Here is a 16,612-nt window from a genome sequence, read left to right on the forward strand (position 1 = left end):
TCCTACTCATTCTTTTTCTTGTTCGTTCTTAATCGCACTCTTTTATCAGCTCTCGAAAAAATAGGTCTTTTGTTCATCATAAATACTGGAAGTCTAAAAACGGAATCTTTTAAATCCTCATAATCATTGATGCCAGAAGCAACAAAGGGAGACATATAGGGCATATTAAAGCTCTTAAGAGAAACCAGATGAATAAGGACAATTAAAACTCCCAGCAAAAATCCATACAATCCAAATATAGACGAAAGACCAATGATCAAATATTTTACAAGACGAAATCCTACCGTCAGAGCATTATCAGGAATCGCAAAACTGGAGATCGCCGTAACAGCTACTACAATAACAACAATAGGACTTACAATTTTTGCTTCAACAGCAGCTTGTCCTATGATCAGTCCTCCTACAATTCCAATGGTGCTGCCTATAGGCCCCGGAAGCCTCGTGCCTGCTTCCCGGAGAAGCTCAAAAGCCAATTCCATTAAAACTACCTCTACAACTGAAGGAAATGGCACCTGTTCTCTTGAAGCAGCGATCGCCATTGTAAGCTGAGTTGGAATCATTGAAGGATGATAATCTGTCAATGCCAGATACAAGCCGGGGACCCCCGCTGCAAAAAAAGCTGCCATATAACGGATCATTCTTGTAAAACTCATAATGCTCCAGCGCTGATAATAGTCCTCCGAAGATTGAAAAAAATTGTTTAAAGTCGTTGGGACGAGTAAAACAAAAGGTGTATTATCTACAATGATAGCAATTCTTCCTTCAAGGATGGCAGAAGCTGCTTTATCCGGCCTCTGGGTTGCCTGAATCTGGGGAAAAGGGCTTCTCCAATCATCTTCTATAAGTTGTTCCAGCTGCCCACTGTCCAGAATTCCATCAATCTTAAAATCCGTCAGGCGTCTTTCTAGATCTTCTAAGATATCTTTTCTCACAATATCTTCTATATACATAAGAGCAATATCCGTTCTGCTTCTTGTGCCTATCTGAAGCTGCTTGACCTTAAGTTTGGTGTCTCTTATTCTTCTTCTGATTAAAACAGTATTCATCCTAAGTGCTTCGCTAAAACCTTCTTTTGGACCTCTTACCACAACTTCCGAATCCGGTTCCTGGATCCCTCGATTTGGCCATCCCTTTGTAGCAACCACTATAACTTTCGCATAACCGTCAATGAATAAAATCGTATCTCCCGATAAAATGGCCAAAGCTGCTTCATCCAAAGTATCTACTTCTTTAATATCCGCAGTGGCAATGCCCCCGTCCCGGATAAAGTCATAAATAGATGATCTGATTTTATCCATATGGGGCGGAACACCTCTTACCTGAAGCATAAGCTGTTCTAATAAAGACTCTTCGATAATGCGGCGATCAATCATCAAATCAATATAAGCAACATACATATTGACTTCTTTATGAATACCTACAGGAAACTTTCTGCTGACAAAGTCTCCGCAATCTTTAAAGAGTAACTCTAAATTCTTAATATTTTCTTCTAAGTCTTTGGAAAGAGGGAGTGTCACTTTATTATCTGCATCATGGAATTTATCTTCCCATCGTTCTTTACTCAGTTTATTTCCTACCCATCTTCTTAATATCTTCATCTTATGCCTCCAAATCAGGTTAATAGCTTAATAAATAGAAAAAAAGCTACTCCTCCGATCATATAAATTAATCCAATCCATTTTGCCCATCTGGCCTCTTTTAGATTTTTTTGATACTTTAGGGTTTTACAATCTACAAAAAGGGTATATATTCCAATACCAACTGTGAGAATCATTGGCCATATGGAATAAATACTTAATAATTTTTTAAGTACCCTATCCATTTATTCTTCTCAACTCCTCGTTTTGTATTCATTTTCTGTAGTTTTCTTTTTTTTATACACTCATAAAGTCAAAAAAATAAAGCCTTCAGGTAATACCTGAAGGCTTTATTTTGATGTTCCTTTTCGTATATATTGAATAACTGCGTCCTCCTGATTCTTGATATGCCTTGCTGCCACCGATTCACCAAGTGTAGCATCCCTATTTTCAATGGCAAATACAATTTGCTCATGTTCTTCATTAATCACTTTAAAGTTATCAAAACTCTTTAAATACGCTACCCTATATCTATGAATTTGCTCTCTTAAGTTATTGACTATTTGAATAAGCTTTTCATTTTTAGTGGATCTAAAAATAATATCATGAAATTCTACGTCTTTTTCAATCATCATTTCTATGTCTTCCCGTTTTGCTGCCTCGGAAAATTCTCTCATAACCCGCTTTAAATTGCTTAAATCTTTATCATCCATGTTTTTACAGGCCAGTTTTACAGCCAATTCTTCCAAGGCACCTCGCACTTCCAGAACATCTTGAATGTCCTTTTCAGTAATTTCGGCAACCTGTGCGCCTTTTCTGGGCACCATTACTACAAAACCTTCTAACTCCAGTTTTCTGATGGCTTCTCTGACAGGCGTCCTGCTAACCCCCATCTTTTCTGCCAGCTGCTTTTCCATCAGTCTTTCTCCCGGCTTTAAATCTCCGGACAAAATTGCTTTTCTAAGAGCATTAAATACAACATCCCTCAGGGGAAGATAATCGTTTAAATTTACGTTTACGTTTAATGTGTCTTTGTCCATCATACTCTCTCCCTATTAAATATAGTGGTAACGAAAATATCCTTAGCTTTACTGTGTAACCTGAGTTCTTTGGCCGCAGCCTGGGCATCTTTACTGTTTTCAAAAAGTCCGAAGACTGAAGGGCCACTGCCGCTCATAAGTGATCCTAGAGCACCATATTCTACCAAAGTGTTTTTAATCTCCTCAATAATAGGGTGTTCCTCTATTGTAACACTTTCTAATACATTTCCCAGATTCTTTGCAATTTTTCTTAAATCTCTCTTTTTAATTCCTTCGATTACCTCTTCTGTATTAGGGTGAAAAGATATTTCTTCTAAATTAAGGCTTTTGTAGACATGGGCAGTAGACACGCTGATCGGAGGCTTTGCAATCACCACATGACAAAAAGGCATTGGCGGAAGCTTTGTCAGTCGCTCTCCTATCCCCTGAGCCAGAGCAGTTCCTGTTAAAATGCAATAAGGAATATCTGCTCCTAATTTCACTCCTAAATCCATCAAGTCAGTTTTTTGAAGATTCAGATCAAACAGTGTATTCAATCCTACAAAAACCGCAGCTGCATCAGAACTCCCTCCTGCAAGACCTGCGGCAACGGGTATTCTTTTTTTCAGTTCAATTAAAATACCTTGATCTATGTTGTAAGTTTCCACCATTAATTTTGCTGCTTTGTAAGCCAGATTTCTTTCATCCTCCGGAAGCCATTTTAAATCCGTTTTTAGCTTGATTCCCGACGCTCTCATCTTTCTAATTGTAATATAATCGTATAGGTTAACGGTCTGCATAATCATCTCTACTTCATGATATCCGTCAGGCCTTTTACCTATAACATCAAGAGTTAAATTAATTTTTGCCCGCGCCTTCAACTCAATCTCATGCATAATAAAATTCACCCTGTTTTCAGTCCAAAGTATGTATACTTTATATTATATACATTGTACCAAATATAAGTCAACAAATATCCATATAGTATATACATTGTACCAAATAGGAGGGAGCAAACAACCATGGAAACCCTGTACATTTCAGTATTGATCCCATTTAGGAAATATGGCGGAATTTCCTATACAATAAAAAAGGCTTGCAGTGCAAGCCCTATACATTCAATACTTTTTTAATAATCAAAAGTTTTTGTCCTGGATATAACTTTTCAGGATTTTCAATGTCGTTAATCGTTGTCAGTTCTTCAATGGTAGCATTATATTTTTTTGCAATCTTCCATAAAGTGTCTCCATTCTGCACGATATAAATGATTAAACTGGGCATATTCATAAGAACTTCCGGATCTATGTCTTGTTCTGTCATATCCATGATGATCTCTATTTCCTGTTCATCCATAACTTCAACATCCAGTTGAAGGGTTAATTTTACTTCCACATCTCTTCCTGAACTGGTATTGCATAAAATATCATCCACATCAACTCTCACATCGGCTTTTTTATCCAGGGAAACGCCCTTTAGATCTACACTTTGTCTAAAAGGTATAAGCCCATCGTAAACATAGATAGGATTTTCCTTATCGTCTGTAATATAGGTTAATTGAATATCAGTACTGCCTTCTACCATCATTTTATCATCCAGAAGGCGTACTTCTTCTACATGAGGTTTTGCCTGTATATTATAAACATAGGCAACATTTGGCGCACTGGTGTCCAGGTTTAAGACTTCTTTCAACACAAGGCTGTCACGCTTTTTGTTTAAGAGTTTTTGATAAGGAATTCTTTCCTTCTTAAGTTTAATATCTTTACCCGGGCAATAAGCATCATCTATAATCTGTATTTCTTCCACAGAAATAATTTTTACATTCACAAGTAGAACCACTTCTACTTCCAAAACTCTTTCTTCTCCGTCTAAATCCGGACGAATTTGAATGTATTGATTTAAGATCTTGATATCTGTATTGCAATACATGCCTTCTTCTGCTCCAGGGCATTCTATGGTTCCGTTAAAGGGGATTTGATGTTCCATATAATCCATTTCATTTTCTCCCATAGCCCCTGCATAAAGTGTCCTGATATTAAGATTTCCCTTTACAGAAACAACTCCTTCTCCCACCTTAGATTCTTTGTTGCAAATTCTTATATCGGTTTTTAGAACTTCCTGTATATTGGGCTTACCTGCAGGTACCATAAGTTCATCTTTTATAATCATTTTGTCCTGATTGGTTGCGGCTGTTCGATAAAAGGTAAAAGGCTGCATCTGAAGCTGAATGGGCAGAGGACTTTTGGCATTGACGATGATATCACTCTTTCTTTTTTCCGATACTTTTGCCCCGATCGAAACGATGGCTTTAACATTTAACTTTCTGCTGTTAATCCATGTGTAGTCTAAATGCTCTAAATCATACTCCATAGTATAGAACATATCTTTTTTGATTCCGTCCATATTGATAAAATCATCCAGGGTCAATGTTCCCACCATACTATGTACCAACCTATCCGAACCGTCTGCAGCATAGAGCACATACACTTTAATTTGTCCTTTATAATTAAGTCTGTCTGCAGAAATGTCCACTTGTTCCAGTTCAATTTTCCCATCAATTTTTAAAACTTTTGCCATATCCGGTTTAACGTCGGGAACAATAAGATCCTCTTCTACAATAACCTGGGTAGTTTCTTTGCGGACAGGCTGATCAAATTCTATGGTTTCTTTTATTAGTTCTAATGACATAAATTTCCCTCCTTAGGACCTTTGTCTATATAAAATGTATGAGTGATCCTAAGACATTTATGACTAGAAAAATAAAAAAAGAACAAAATCACATGAGCTGACTTTGTTCTTGATCTCCTTCATTATAAAAAGAAAGTTCGACTGTTTGAGTGAGAATATCGGTGTAGCTGTAAGAAACTCTTCTAAAAGTATTTTCAAATGTATTTTTAACTTTAACGACGAAAACATTAGAGTAAGCATCTTCTAGTATACCTTCATTGATGACAGTTTTTTTCCTTCCTTTGTTTGTCTTAAGTTTAACCTTAGTACCTACAAACCCTTCAATGTCTTTCCGAATTTGGGAAAGATCTTGCGGAACTATCACTTACATCACCTCATCCTATGTCACTTAATTTAGTATATCACAAATCAGTCGTAATGTCAATAAATTTTTGATTATATCAAAATTCTTGATACCATGTCAATAGATTTACCAAAAATTCAAATTCAAAAACTTTCAAAAAACTACAAAAAACTTGGGGCTCCTTCTCTGTACTTTCCTCTTGTCTGAAAGCCCCCTATCCCCTTAATTCCTGTAATAGTGTTTTCTATGATTTCATTAATGGATAGAATAGTAGCCATGGATGTATAAGCTATTTTTTCACAAATAAACACCGGATCCAGGGCATGGATCATGACTCTTTCCGGAGAACTGGCAAAATTTGCTCCTGCTTCGATTAAAGCTTCATAATTGGATTGGCAGGCACCTGCAAATATAACCAGTTGATCCATATTTGGTTCATAGTCTCTTGCTTTTTTTACTGCTTCAACAAAAAATTTAGAGTTTCTATAATTATTGATGTCTTTATAGTTTTCCGCTCCCTTTGAAATCGAATCATGCCCTGTAATGACTAATATATCCGGTCTATGTTCCTGCAAAAGAGATAAAATTTGAACAGGGTGCTCCCGTTCCTCTAAAGTTTTTCCAACCACATCAATTTTGAGCTCCTCGTAGTATTTCAAGCAAATTCTTAAATACTCTGGGTCTCCATCGACATGAAGCACCTTTCCCGGCTTTTTTAAGATAGATTCGCCCCTTGCAACTTTTCGACTTTCTTCTGACAATCTTTTTTTTAAAATAGCTCTTACATTTTTTTCTGCCTGAAGTAAAGCCATTTCATGATATGGATTGGGGGCACCATAGTAAACCTTTTGCAGATCCTGCCAGGGAGCATCTGCCAAAACTCTATAGCTTAAGCCAACTAATTTTACCATTCCATAAGGAGTAATCTCGGTTATACGAAAGTACATATCTCCCCCATAAGATTTTCTGACAACTATATCTCCCACCTTTAGCATATGGATTCTCCCTTCCATCAGCTCATAATCCATATTATGTAAATAAAAGGAGCGGTGCTACAATAAAATACGGCTACGCAGCACTTGTGAAACAAAAACAGGCGGCCAAAGGCCGCCCAATACTTTTATGTTTTATTCTTTGTATGCAAATTTTAACCATATAGGAGTAATAAGAGTTGTTACAATAACCATAATAATGATGGGAGCAAAGAATGCCTCCTGCATTAATCCAATTGCTGCTCCTTTGTTGGCAACAATCAGTGCAACTTCACCTCTGGAAATCATACCTACACCAATTCTATAAGAGTCTTTTGAAGAATATCCACATAATTTTGCACCTAAACCGCAACCAACAACTTTACTTAGAATAGCAACAACAACAATTAATACTGTAAACAAAATGATGGTTCCATTCATTCCCATTATGGAAGTTTTTATTCCTATGCTTGCAAAAAAGATAGGAGATAAAAGCATATATGAAATAATTTCTACTCTTCTTCCTATATAATGGGCATGAAGGGTATTACACAAAATTAAGCCTGCGATATACGCCCCTGTAATATCTGCTACACCAAATTCTTCTGCCACATAAGACAATATTAAGCAAAAAGCAAGACTAAAGATAGGAATTCTTCTTTTTTTACCTTCGTGCTTACTAAGCCACTGGAAAAAGTAATAAAACAGCATTCCTGCCACAATACATACAACAAAGAACCCTAAGATTTTCAAAAGTACAATCAGGATACTGGGAGAATTGGGACTGGCTGTACTTGTCACTAAAGTTAAAGCAATAATGCCCAAAATATCATCAATAACAGCCGCACCTAAGATAGCCGTTCCAGACTCTGTTTTGAGTTTCCCCATTTCCTGAAGGGTTTCAACGGTGATGCTCACAGAGGTTGCCGTTAAAATCACTCCGATGAATATATCCTGAAGAATATTCTTATTAAAAATTAACGCAATTAAAGTTCCGCATAATAACGGAACCAATACACCAATAATAGCAATAATTAAGGAAGCTTTCCCACTCTTTTTTAATTCTTTTAAATCCGTTTCTAAGCCTGCAGCAAACATTAAAACAATAACTCCAAGTTCTGCAACAGAAGAAAGAAAATCTGTTTCATGCAAGAGATTAATCCCCGCCGGTCCAAGGATCAGGCCTGCAAGAAGCGCCCCCAGTACTTGGGGCATGCTGAAACGCTTAGTAATTAATCCAAATATTTTTGTAAAGGTTAAAATAATTGCAATGTCTAATAAAAAATGCGTAGACATATTAACACCTCTCAAAGTAAAAGAATATCTATATGCTCTGTATAAATTATACAGTTATATTATTAGCGAGCACCAAGATAATATTCTAACACAAAGTTTTAAAGATTCAATAGAATTTTTTATTAAAAAAATATTTATGCCGCACTAGCGAAATTAAAAAAGTTTGATCTCTTGCAAGCAAGACGAACTTCCATTCATAACAAAAAAGAGGCGCTTTAAAAGCACCCCTTTGTATTATATCTGGTTTATTTTTCCCATTACATCTTCTATTAAATTGGCTAGCAGTTCTTTTGCATGCTCTTCATCTTTTCCTTTAACACCAAAGTACATTTTTACCTTGGGCTCTGTACCGGATGGTCTGATACAGAACCATGCGTTATTTTCTAATACAAAATACAGCACATTGGATTTTGGAAGATGGATCTTTGCTTCCTGATTGGTAATCAGATTCTTTGCCATTTGCTTTTCATAATCTCTTAATTCTAATACTTTAAGACCAGCAACTGCTTTTGGCGGATCATTTCTTAAGAATGTCATAATAGACTGTATCTTCTCAAGGCCTTCTATGCCCTTTAAGGTGATGGACTCTAAGGCTTCCTTATAATATCCATACTTTTCATACAGCGCCTGTAAACCTTCATATAATGTCATACCTTTATCTTTATAAACGGCTGCCAGTTCACATGCCAGCATAGAAGCCACCACTGCATCCTTGTCCCTTGCATAGGTGCCTGCCAGATATCCGTAACTTTCCTCAAATCCAAAAAGATATTCATGTTCTCCGGTTTGTTCAAATTCTTTGATTTTTTCTCCGATAAATTTGAATCCAGTTAATACTTCTAACAGGGTAATATCATATTCCTTGGCAATGGCTCTTGCCATTTCTGTTGTAACGATGGTTTTAATAAGCGCTCCGTTTTTAGGCAGGGTTCCCTTCGCTTTTTTAGCAGACAATAAGTATTCTGCCAAAAGCACTCCTGTCATATTTCCGGTTAAGACAACATATTCTCCCTTTGCATCCCTTACCAAAACACCAACTCTGTCCGCATCAGGGTCTGTCCCTATAATAATGTCGGCATTGTGTTCTTTAGCCAGTTTGATCGCTAAGCCAAATGCCGCAGGATCTTCCGGATTGGGATAAGACACGGTTGAGAATTCAGGGTCTGGATTTTGCTGTTCTGGCACAATGATTACATTTTTAAATCCTACTTCTTTTAAAACTCTCATAACCGGCTTATGGCCTGTTCCATGAAGCGGTGTATACACAATCGTGAAATCATCCGCCATTTTTTTAATAATATCTCCATTGATGCTTTGGGCTTTTACTTCTTTAATGTATGCATCATTGGCTTCTTCTCCGATAATTTTTAGAAGTCCTGCTTCTTTTGCTTTTTCAGTCTCCATGAGTTTAACTTGTCTAAAGTCTGTAATTTTGTTAACCTCAGCAATGATTTCTGAATCGTATGGTGGAGGTACCTGTGCTCCGTCACTGCCATATACCTTATATCCATTATATTCTTTTGGATTATGGCTTGCAGTAATCACAATGCCTGCCACACAACCTAAATATCTAACGGCAAAGGAAAGCTCCGGTGTTGGTGTAAGTTCTTCGAATACATAGGTTTTTATACCATTTCCATTAAGGACCATAGCGGCTTCAAAGGCAAATTCTCTGGAATAACGTCTTGAATCGTATGCTATAACAACGCCTTTTTCTTTATTCTTTTCAGCATTTTCTAATAAAATATAATTGGCAAGGCCCTGGGTGGCTTTTCTTACAGAATACTTATTCATTCGGTTGGTTCCTGCGCCAATGATTCCCCTAAGTCCTCCTGTACCGAATTCCAGTTCTTTATAAAATCTTTCCTGTATTTCTTTTTCATCACCAGATATATCTTTTAATTCTTTTTTAGTTTCTTCATCAAAGTAGTCATCTTCTAACCACTGATTGTATTTCTCCATAAAATCCATCGCTATAACCCCCAATGCTTGTATTAATGATTAAATATAATTTAACGGATAAAAAACTATTTGTCAATCCTATCCATTTTCATCTGGATTTTTGCTATTATTTTTAATTTGCAAAAATATTTTATCATTTCCTTATTGTCCCATAGCTTCTTGCAGAGTAAACAGGAAGCTCCTTTGCTTTTGAGTCTCATTTAAGCTGATGGGAATCTGAAGGGGACTGTATCCTTCTTTTACAATAGCAATCTTATGTTCTCCATAAGGAAGCTTTGTTTCTACGGGAGATACACCTACATAATTGTCATCTATAAATACTTCTGCCCCGGAAGGATTGGTATCTATGGATACTTTTCCAAGCTTAGAAGTTTCATTGCCAGGTGTTTGTTTTTGAGGCATATCTTCCACTACTTCTTCTTTTTGAAGGTCAATATCAATTCTTTTTGTCTCTTCATTCATTTTAATATCTTTGGACCAGTCTTTATAACCTTCTTTTTTCACTGCCAAATGGTAATCGCCATATTCCAGCAGGATGGTTTCATCTCCCGGATATTCAATATCATTAACGAATACTTTGTAATCTGAAACACCTTTAGCAACTACCCTTAGTTTTCCAACTTTCTTTTGCATTTCTCCTAAATTGATTTCCACAGTCTGCATGGAATCTACCTGGACATTTTTTGCAATTGGCTCATAACCTTCTTTTTTGATGACAATTTTATGGGAGCCTTCTGTTACAGCAATGTTTTTGGCTTCTTGTATGGAAAGGGTCCTGCCGTTATCGATTTCTACCATACCTTCTTCGTCTTTTGAAGCAGTTACATTAATATAGCCATGGGATAGGGTGACTTCAATAAACCAAACCTGGTTTTTATAACCCCTTAAGGTAAGTTCGTCTATCGGATCGATCTGATCTAAGGAAATAGGCTCTCCTTTATACAGAGCAATAAGATTATTTGAATAAGTATAGATATTGTTTCCTATCTCTACAGTCTGCCCTTCTGTATTAATTTTTGCATTTTTAACCCGGGTCTGCTCCCAGGCTTCTCCACTGATTCTAAGATATTTGGGTACCTTACTGCCCTTATCGTACTTTGTTTCAATCATATCCCCAATTTTAAATTCTCTTAGACTCATAGACTGCCCATAGATGTCTTTCATCTCAACGCCATTTTCAATCTGAAGCACGATTTCTTTTTCATTTTCAACATTGAGTATATGAACCGTGTCAGCCCCCACATCTTTTGTGATGATTCCTATCACTTCTTCCATCTCTCCTGTTGCTTTGCTTTCTTCTGGAGTTTTTTCTTCTATTGAGAATTCTTCCTCATCTTTTATCTTATTGGAATTTTTTTTTGTCATTGTGGAGGCTACGATAATAAGTGTAAGAATTAAGATCACCAATCCTCCTATTCCTGTTAAAACCATGAATCGAATAAAATCAGACTGGGTTTTCGCACTCGTTTTCTTTTTTTTGTCAGGCATTTTAACTCCCTCTTTTCAATTCATTTTTTGTACGCCTTTCATTATACACTAAAAAAGTTACAAAAAAAAGAAACCTTTTAGGCTTCCAAAATTAAACTAAAGAGATTCTATATATTTTATAAACTGAGCTACATTTTCTTTTTGCTCTATAATCAGATTTAATTTTCTTAAAAGACTCTGAGAGGCCCACGCTCTTCGAGTATTATAATATCGGTTGCATACTTTTAAAAAGTCATCAGGAAGGATTAAAAGGCTGACTAAAAGATTCTTCTCATCATCTATATTGACTTTGTCCATATATAAAGAAAGAAGCTCATTTGCAATAGTAATATCCCAATTGTGCTTTTTCATAATCTTCTTTAAAACAGAAACTAAATCATAAATGGGAAGACCGTATCTGCATTCTTCAAAATGAGTGACGTATAAAGCCCCACTGGGAGCTATAAGTAAATTATGATATGTATAATCATTATGGCAAAAACATTTTTCTTTTTTTACCTTTTCTTTGGTTTCATTATAATTGGACCGATTAAGCCATTCAAGGGATCTTTTACAAACTTCTTCGTAATATTTATAGTATTTTAAAAAGATTAAGTCAAACTCACTCATATGACTTTGTCTGTTAATTCTTTTCTTCATCGTGGTCAATTCACTGATTCTTTTTTGGACGACCAAAGGCAAGCTTCTTTCATCATATCTGATGCGGCTTCCTTCTAGCGGAATCAGACCTTTTGATACCTTATGCATATCTGCCAGAGTGGAAATCGCTTTTTTAATATCCTCCAGATGATCAAAATCGCATTCTCTTCCATCCACCCAGTCTGTCATGACATAGGCTGTCCCTTCATGGATATAATAGGGGGCATTGTTTTCAGAAATATAAAATCGATCAACCCATTTAAATCCATTTTGATACAGATGTTCTTTCGCACTGTGTTGAAAAAGAAGCTGCGGGATATCTCCATCCACTGCTTGAATGACTTTTATTCCTTGGTTTGTCTCACATATAAAAGAATTTCTAAAGTGCGTATAAGTTTCAAGCTTATATCCAAATCCTTTTACGATTTCTGGGTTTAGCCCTTTCACTGTCTCACCCCCGCTCTATTTACGAATTCACATTTTTAGTGGACTCTTTATATATCTATGAAGATTACAGCAAAAATATGAGGACAGGAATCTATGATTTTAATTTACAATTTGTTCATAAATTGTTCACAGGAGTCAATTATACTATAAGCGATTATCCCCTCAAAAGGAGTGTTCTTATGATAGAGGTCAAAAATTTGTCCAAAACTTATGGTTCCCTAAATGCTGTAAGTGACATCAGTTTTTCTCTTGAAGACGGTGAGATCTTGGGATTTCTGGGACCTAACGGAGCCGGAAAATCAACCACCATGAATATGATCTGTGGATTACTGGTTCCTGACGAAGGAAAAATAGAAATTAACGGAATAGATTTATTAGAATCTCCAAAAAAAGCAAAAAAACATATCGGATATCTTCCTGAAAATCCTCCTTTATATCCTGAAATGACTGTTATGGAATATCTTAAATTTTGCTGTGAGCTAAAAGGTATTGGCAAAAAAAGCAAGGAAGAATCCAGCAGGGTAATGTATCTCTGTGGAATTGAACATGTTAAAAATCGGCTGATCAAAAATCTTTCAAAAGGTTATAAGCAAAGAATTGGGATCGCAGCAGCCCTCACAGGAGATCCTGCCGTACTTATACTGGATGAACCAACAGTAGGCCTTGACCCAAAACAGATTATTGAAATCAGGAATATGATTAAATCCCTGTCAAAAAATCATTCCATTATATTAAGCTCCCATATCCTTCCTGAGGTCAATGCCCTCTGTGACAGGGTCATCATCATGAATAAAGGCAAAATTGCTGCCATAGATACTCCTGAAAATCTGTCCACAGATTTTCAAAGTGTTTCTAAACTTTATGTAGAAGTTGAAGGTCCTAAAGAAGAAGTGTTGTATACTATTTCGTCTCTTCAAGGGATTCTGGCAGTAGAAGTAGTTAAAGAAATAGATGAAAACATTTTTGGATATCAGGTAGAAGGTGAAAAGAATAAGGATCTTCGTCGTCCTTTATTTTATGCTTTGGCAGAGAGCAGAATGCCCATTTTGGAAATGACGGTTAAAAAGATGAGCCTAGAAGACGTATTTTTACATATTACTTTAAATGAAAACACCAGTGAGGAGGAATTAAATCATGTGGATCATCTGTAAAAGAGAATTAAAAGGATACTTTTATTCTCCTCAGGCTTATATACTTATGGGATTTTTCCTGCTGTTAACAGGATTTTTATTCAGTGATTTTGTGATTAGGGCCAGTTCTCCCAACGTTCAATATGCCATGTCCAGTTGGCCTATAATCTTCTTATTCATTGCACCGATGTTAACCATGAAACTTTTTACAGAAGAAAAGAAAAACGGTACAGAAAAGCTCATCTTTTCTTCTCCTGTTTCGGTAGAAATGGTTGTCCTTGGAAAGTTCTTCAGTGCATGCCTGGTTTATTTGATTGCTCTAGGCTTTACGCTGATTCATGTGATCATTGTTTTTATGCTTGGAAAACCGGATATAGGAATTGTTTTTTCCTCATACCTTGGAAATATCCTTCTTGGATTTAGCTTTCTTTCCGTAGGGATTTTCGCTTCCTCCTTAACGGAAAATCAAATTATTGCCGGAGTCATAAGCTTTGGAATGTTGCTGTTTTTCTGGCTTGCGGATCTTATGCAGAATATGTTTTCAGGTGTTTCAAAGGAGTTTATTAAAGTACTGAGTCTTTTTGAACCCTATGCACCTTTCCAAAATGGTATTGTGTCGTTATCGGGAATCATCTATTATCTAAGTTTTACAGGAATATTCCTATTTTTGACCATTAGAGTGATTAAAAGTCGATGGCTTCAGTAGCAAACAAGGAGGTCCCTATGAATAAAAAAAAGTTTCAAAAACATCTAAAATATGGAACAAACTCAGCCATATTTACCATTGCTGTGGTTGGAGCTGTAATTCTTATCAATTTAATGCTTAGTTCTTCTAAGATTAAATGGGATTTAACCCGGGATAAAATATATTCCCTTTCAGAACAGGGAAAAAATGCTCTTAAAAATGTAAATGAGGAAGTAAAAATTCTATTTTTTGCAGAACCCACAGATTCTATTGCAATGGATGTCAATGAGCTCTATGAAAATATGCATAATGTAAACGATAAAATATCCATGGAAATCATTAACCCTATGCAGAATCCAAGCCTTGTGAATGAATATCAGATTACTTCTATGTATACTTCCGTCGTATCATCGGATAAAAGAACCAAGCAAGTCCCTGCCTATGATTTAATCCGAACGAATTATGAAACGGGAGAGCAGTATTTTGATGGAGAAGGCGCTCTCATTCAGGCAATTCTGGATGTTACTGCCGAAAAGCAAACCAAAATATACATCATGGAAGGGCATGGGGAATTTCAAAAAAACAACGATTTGTCTGTTCTAAGTTCTCTTTTGGAGCAGAAAGGGATAACCGTTGAGAGTTACTCTTTAACAGGTAAAAATAAACTGCCTGATGATGCCGACATCCTTTATATCATTGGTCCTCAGATTGACTATACAGTGGATGAAATCAATCTGTTAAAGGACTACCTTAATAAGGGCGGAAAAATGGTATTGGCCTTTAACCACTATACGGAAGGAGAAAATCTTAAAAATCTAAAAGAACTTTCTGCAATTTACGGTATTAATGTGCAGGATAATATTTTAACCGACCCTGTCCGCAATTATTCCGGAGATGAACAAACTCTAATTCCAGAATATGTTTATCACGATATTATAGAAAAGCTTGAAGAAGATAAAATAGCAACCATTATTCCAAAAGCAAGAGAGCTTTCTGTTAATGAAAACAGCGATATGACTACCAATATCATATTGCAAACTTCAGAAGCCCGTCCTATTGCCATAGCTGCTGAAAAAGAACTGGACGGCAATCAGAAAACACAGCTCTTAGTCATTGGAAATTCTTTCTTTGCTCATGACCAGGTGATTGGACTGGCTGGAAACAGTGAAATCTTTTTTGGAGCATTAAAATGGTTTAGTGCGGATTCCTCGATCGTGGATATCCCTGCCAAAACCTATACCTCAGAACCTATTGTACTCGTTGGAAGCCAGGCTATTTTAGTCTTTGGTGTAACGGTTTTATTGGTTCCTCTCTTTGTATTCATATTTGGCGGAATGATATATTTTAGGAGGCGATCTTTGTGAAAAAGATTCTTCCAACCCTTATTGCTTTAGGAGCATTTATACTGGTGTTTGCTTATTATCAATACTTTCAGAAAGAAAAGCTTGCCAAAGAAGATCAAAAAACACATATCTGGCAGGAGGATCAGAATAAAATTACCGAAATAGAGATTTCAGGAGAAAATCAGGCGATAAAAATCAAAAGAAACGGAAGCACATGGGATATTGCTTCTCCCATAGAATACCCGGCAAATTCCTATACAATTGATACAATATTGTCTAACTTCTCTTCTCCTGAAGTCAATGGACTCGTTGAAGAAAATCCAAAAGATTTATCCATTTATGGACTTGATCCTCCAGTTAAAAACATTACTTTAACAACAGATGAAGGTGTATCCAGAGCTTTAAGTCTGGGATATTCTGCTCCTTTAGGAAAAGGATATTATGTGCTGGACCAGGATACAAAAAAAGTATATACAATGGCTGCCTCGCTTTGGAGTGAGGTATCTTTAGAGGTGAATTCCTTCAGAAATAAAAATCTCTTATCTTTTGATGAAGAAGCTGTAAGCAAAATTGAAATAAAAAACAATGACACAACATTTACTATAACTTCCAAAGAAGAAGATCTAAACACCCGATGGTACAGTGGCGATAAAAAATTAAATGAAGTTAAAATAAATACCTTTCTGGCTTCTTTAAGAGGAAAGGTCATCAAAGAATTTACAGTGGATCATCCAGATGAAGAATCCTTGGATCAATACGGACTTAAAACCCCTCGGGCTGCGATAACTTTATATTTAAATGATGAAAAGAATTCAACTTTAACTTTATATGCAGGCAATACAGTAGAAGAAGATGAAGATACTTATGTTACTTTAGCAGATAAGCAATTCATATATAAGGTTCAAGCTACATCTCTGCTCCCGGCAGAGTTAACCATAGATCAGTTTGTTGTCACAGAAAAAGATGAAAAGTAACCTTTTCCTCCCTCCTAAAAAAACCCCATGTTATAAAGAACATACAGCTTCCT

The 16,612-nt window shown here is 36.2% G+C and carries 15 protein-coding genes; 4 read left to right on the forward strand and 11 right to left on the reverse strand.

Going from position 1 to position 16,612, the window contains the following annotated elements; translation table 11 throughout:
- Positions 1 to 2 precede the first annotated feature (2 nt).
- From JOD07_RS04090 to JOD07_RS04140, 11 genes are all read right to left on the reverse strand, one after another.
- Positions 3 to 1,598, reverse strand: a complete 1,596-nt coding sequence (locus JOD07_RS04090; RefSeq protein ID WP_204612421.1) for a spore germination protein — start codon at positions 1,596 to 1,598, stop codon at positions 3 to 5.
- Positions 1,599 to 1,612: 14 nt separating this feature from the next.
- Complete coding sequence (locus JOD07_RS04095) at positions 1,613 to 1,822, reverse strand: CLC_0170 family protein (protein ID WP_204612423.1); 210 nt, start codon at positions 1,820 to 1,822, stop codon at positions 1,613 to 1,615.
- Between the two features lie 105 nt (positions 1,823 to 1,927).
- Entirely contained in the window at positions 1,928 to 2,617 is a 690-nt protein-coding gene (locus tag JOD07_RS04100; protein ID WP_158739332.1) for a GntR family transcriptional regulator, read from the reverse strand.
- Complete coding sequence (gene ispE / locus JOD07_RS04105) at positions 2,617 to 3,492, reverse strand: 4-(cytidine 5'-diphospho)-2-C-methyl-D-erythritol kinase (RefSeq protein ID WP_204612425.1); 876 nt, start codon at positions 3,490 to 3,492, stop codon at positions 2,617 to 2,619. Before ispE ends, JOD07_RS04100 begins: the two co-directional genes overlap by 1 nt.
- A gap of 214 nt (positions 3,493 to 3,706) precedes the next feature.
- Complete coding sequence (locus JOD07_RS04110; RefSeq protein ID WP_204612427.1) at positions 3,707 to 5,281, reverse strand: DUF3794 and LysM peptidoglycan-binding domain-containing protein; 1,575 nt, start codon at positions 5,279 to 5,281, stop codon at positions 3,707 to 3,709.
- Between the two features lie 88 nt (positions 5,282 to 5,369).
- Complete coding sequence (locus JOD07_RS04115; RefSeq protein WP_158739329.1) at positions 5,370 to 5,645, reverse strand: Veg family protein; 276 nt, start codon at positions 5,643 to 5,645, stop codon at positions 5,370 to 5,372.
- 140 nt (positions 5,646 to 5,785) lie between these two features.
- Positions 5,786 to 6,619 carry a sporulation peptidase YabG gene (gene yabG, locus JOD07_RS04120; protein WP_158739328.1) on the reverse strand — a complete coding sequence of 278 codons (834 nt, stop codon included), beginning with the start codon at positions 6,617 to 6,619 and terminating at the stop codon, positions 5,786 to 5,788.
- Positions 6,620 to 6,751: 132 nt separating this feature from the next.
- Entirely contained in the window at positions 6,752 to 7,891 is a 1,140-nt protein-coding gene (locus JOD07_RS04125; protein WP_158739327.1) for a cation:proton antiporter, read from the reverse strand.
- Positions 7,892 to 8,125: 234 nt separating this feature from the next.
- Complete coding sequence (locus tag JOD07_RS04130; RefSeq protein ID WP_204612429.1) at positions 8,126 to 9,862, reverse strand: phospho-sugar mutase; 1,737 nt, start codon at positions 9,860 to 9,862, stop codon at positions 8,126 to 8,128.
- Between the two features lie 132 nt (positions 9,863 to 9,994).
- A complete protein-coding gene (locus tag JOD07_RS04135) occupies positions 9,995 to 11,341 on the reverse strand; it encodes a PEGA domain-containing protein (protein WP_204612431.1) in 1,347 nt (448 codons plus the stop codon).
- Between the two features lie 96 nt (positions 11,342 to 11,437).
- Complete coding sequence (locus tag JOD07_RS04140) at positions 11,438 to 12,427, reverse strand: CotS family spore coat protein (RefSeq protein WP_204612433.1); 990 nt, start codon at positions 12,425 to 12,427, stop codon at positions 11,438 to 11,440.
- Between the two features lie 179 nt (positions 12,428 to 12,606).
- Here JOD07_RS04140 and JOD07_RS04145 point away from each other — a divergent pair, with 179 nt between their 5' ends.
- The 4 genes from JOD07_RS04145 to JOD07_RS04160 are packed head-to-tail and all read left to right on the forward strand — an operon-like array spanning position 12,607 to position 16,559.
- Positions 12,607 to 13,578 (forward strand): ABC transporter ATP-binding protein, encoded by a 972-nt coding sequence (locus JOD07_RS04145; protein ID WP_158739323.1) that lies wholly within the window; start codon positions 12,607 to 12,609, stop codon positions 13,576 to 13,578.
- On the forward strand, positions 13,562 to 14,263 hold the full coding sequence (locus JOD07_RS04150; protein ID WP_158739322.1) for an ABC transporter permease: 702 nt from the start codon (positions 13,562 to 13,564) through the stop codon (positions 14,261 to 14,263). The genes JOD07_RS04145 and JOD07_RS04150 overlap by 17 nt, the downstream gene beginning before the upstream one ends.
- A gap of 17 nt (positions 14,264 to 14,280) precedes the next feature.
- A complete protein-coding gene (locus tag JOD07_RS04155) occupies positions 14,281 to 15,606 on the forward strand; it encodes a GldG family protein (protein WP_158739321.1) in 1,326 nt (441 codons plus the stop codon).
- Entirely contained in the window at positions 15,603 to 16,559 is a 957-nt protein-coding gene (locus tag JOD07_RS04160; RefSeq protein WP_158739320.1) for a DUF4340 domain-containing protein, read from the forward strand. Before JOD07_RS04155 ends, JOD07_RS04160 begins: the two co-directional genes overlap by 4 nt.
- Positions 16,560 to 16,612 lie beyond the last annotated feature (53 nt).

It is taken from the genome of Defluviitalea raffinosedens, from assembly GCF_016908775.1.
Classification (GTDB): domain Bacteria; phylum Bacillota; class Clostridia; order Lachnospirales; family Defluviitaleaceae; genus Defluviitalea; species Defluviitalea raffinosedens.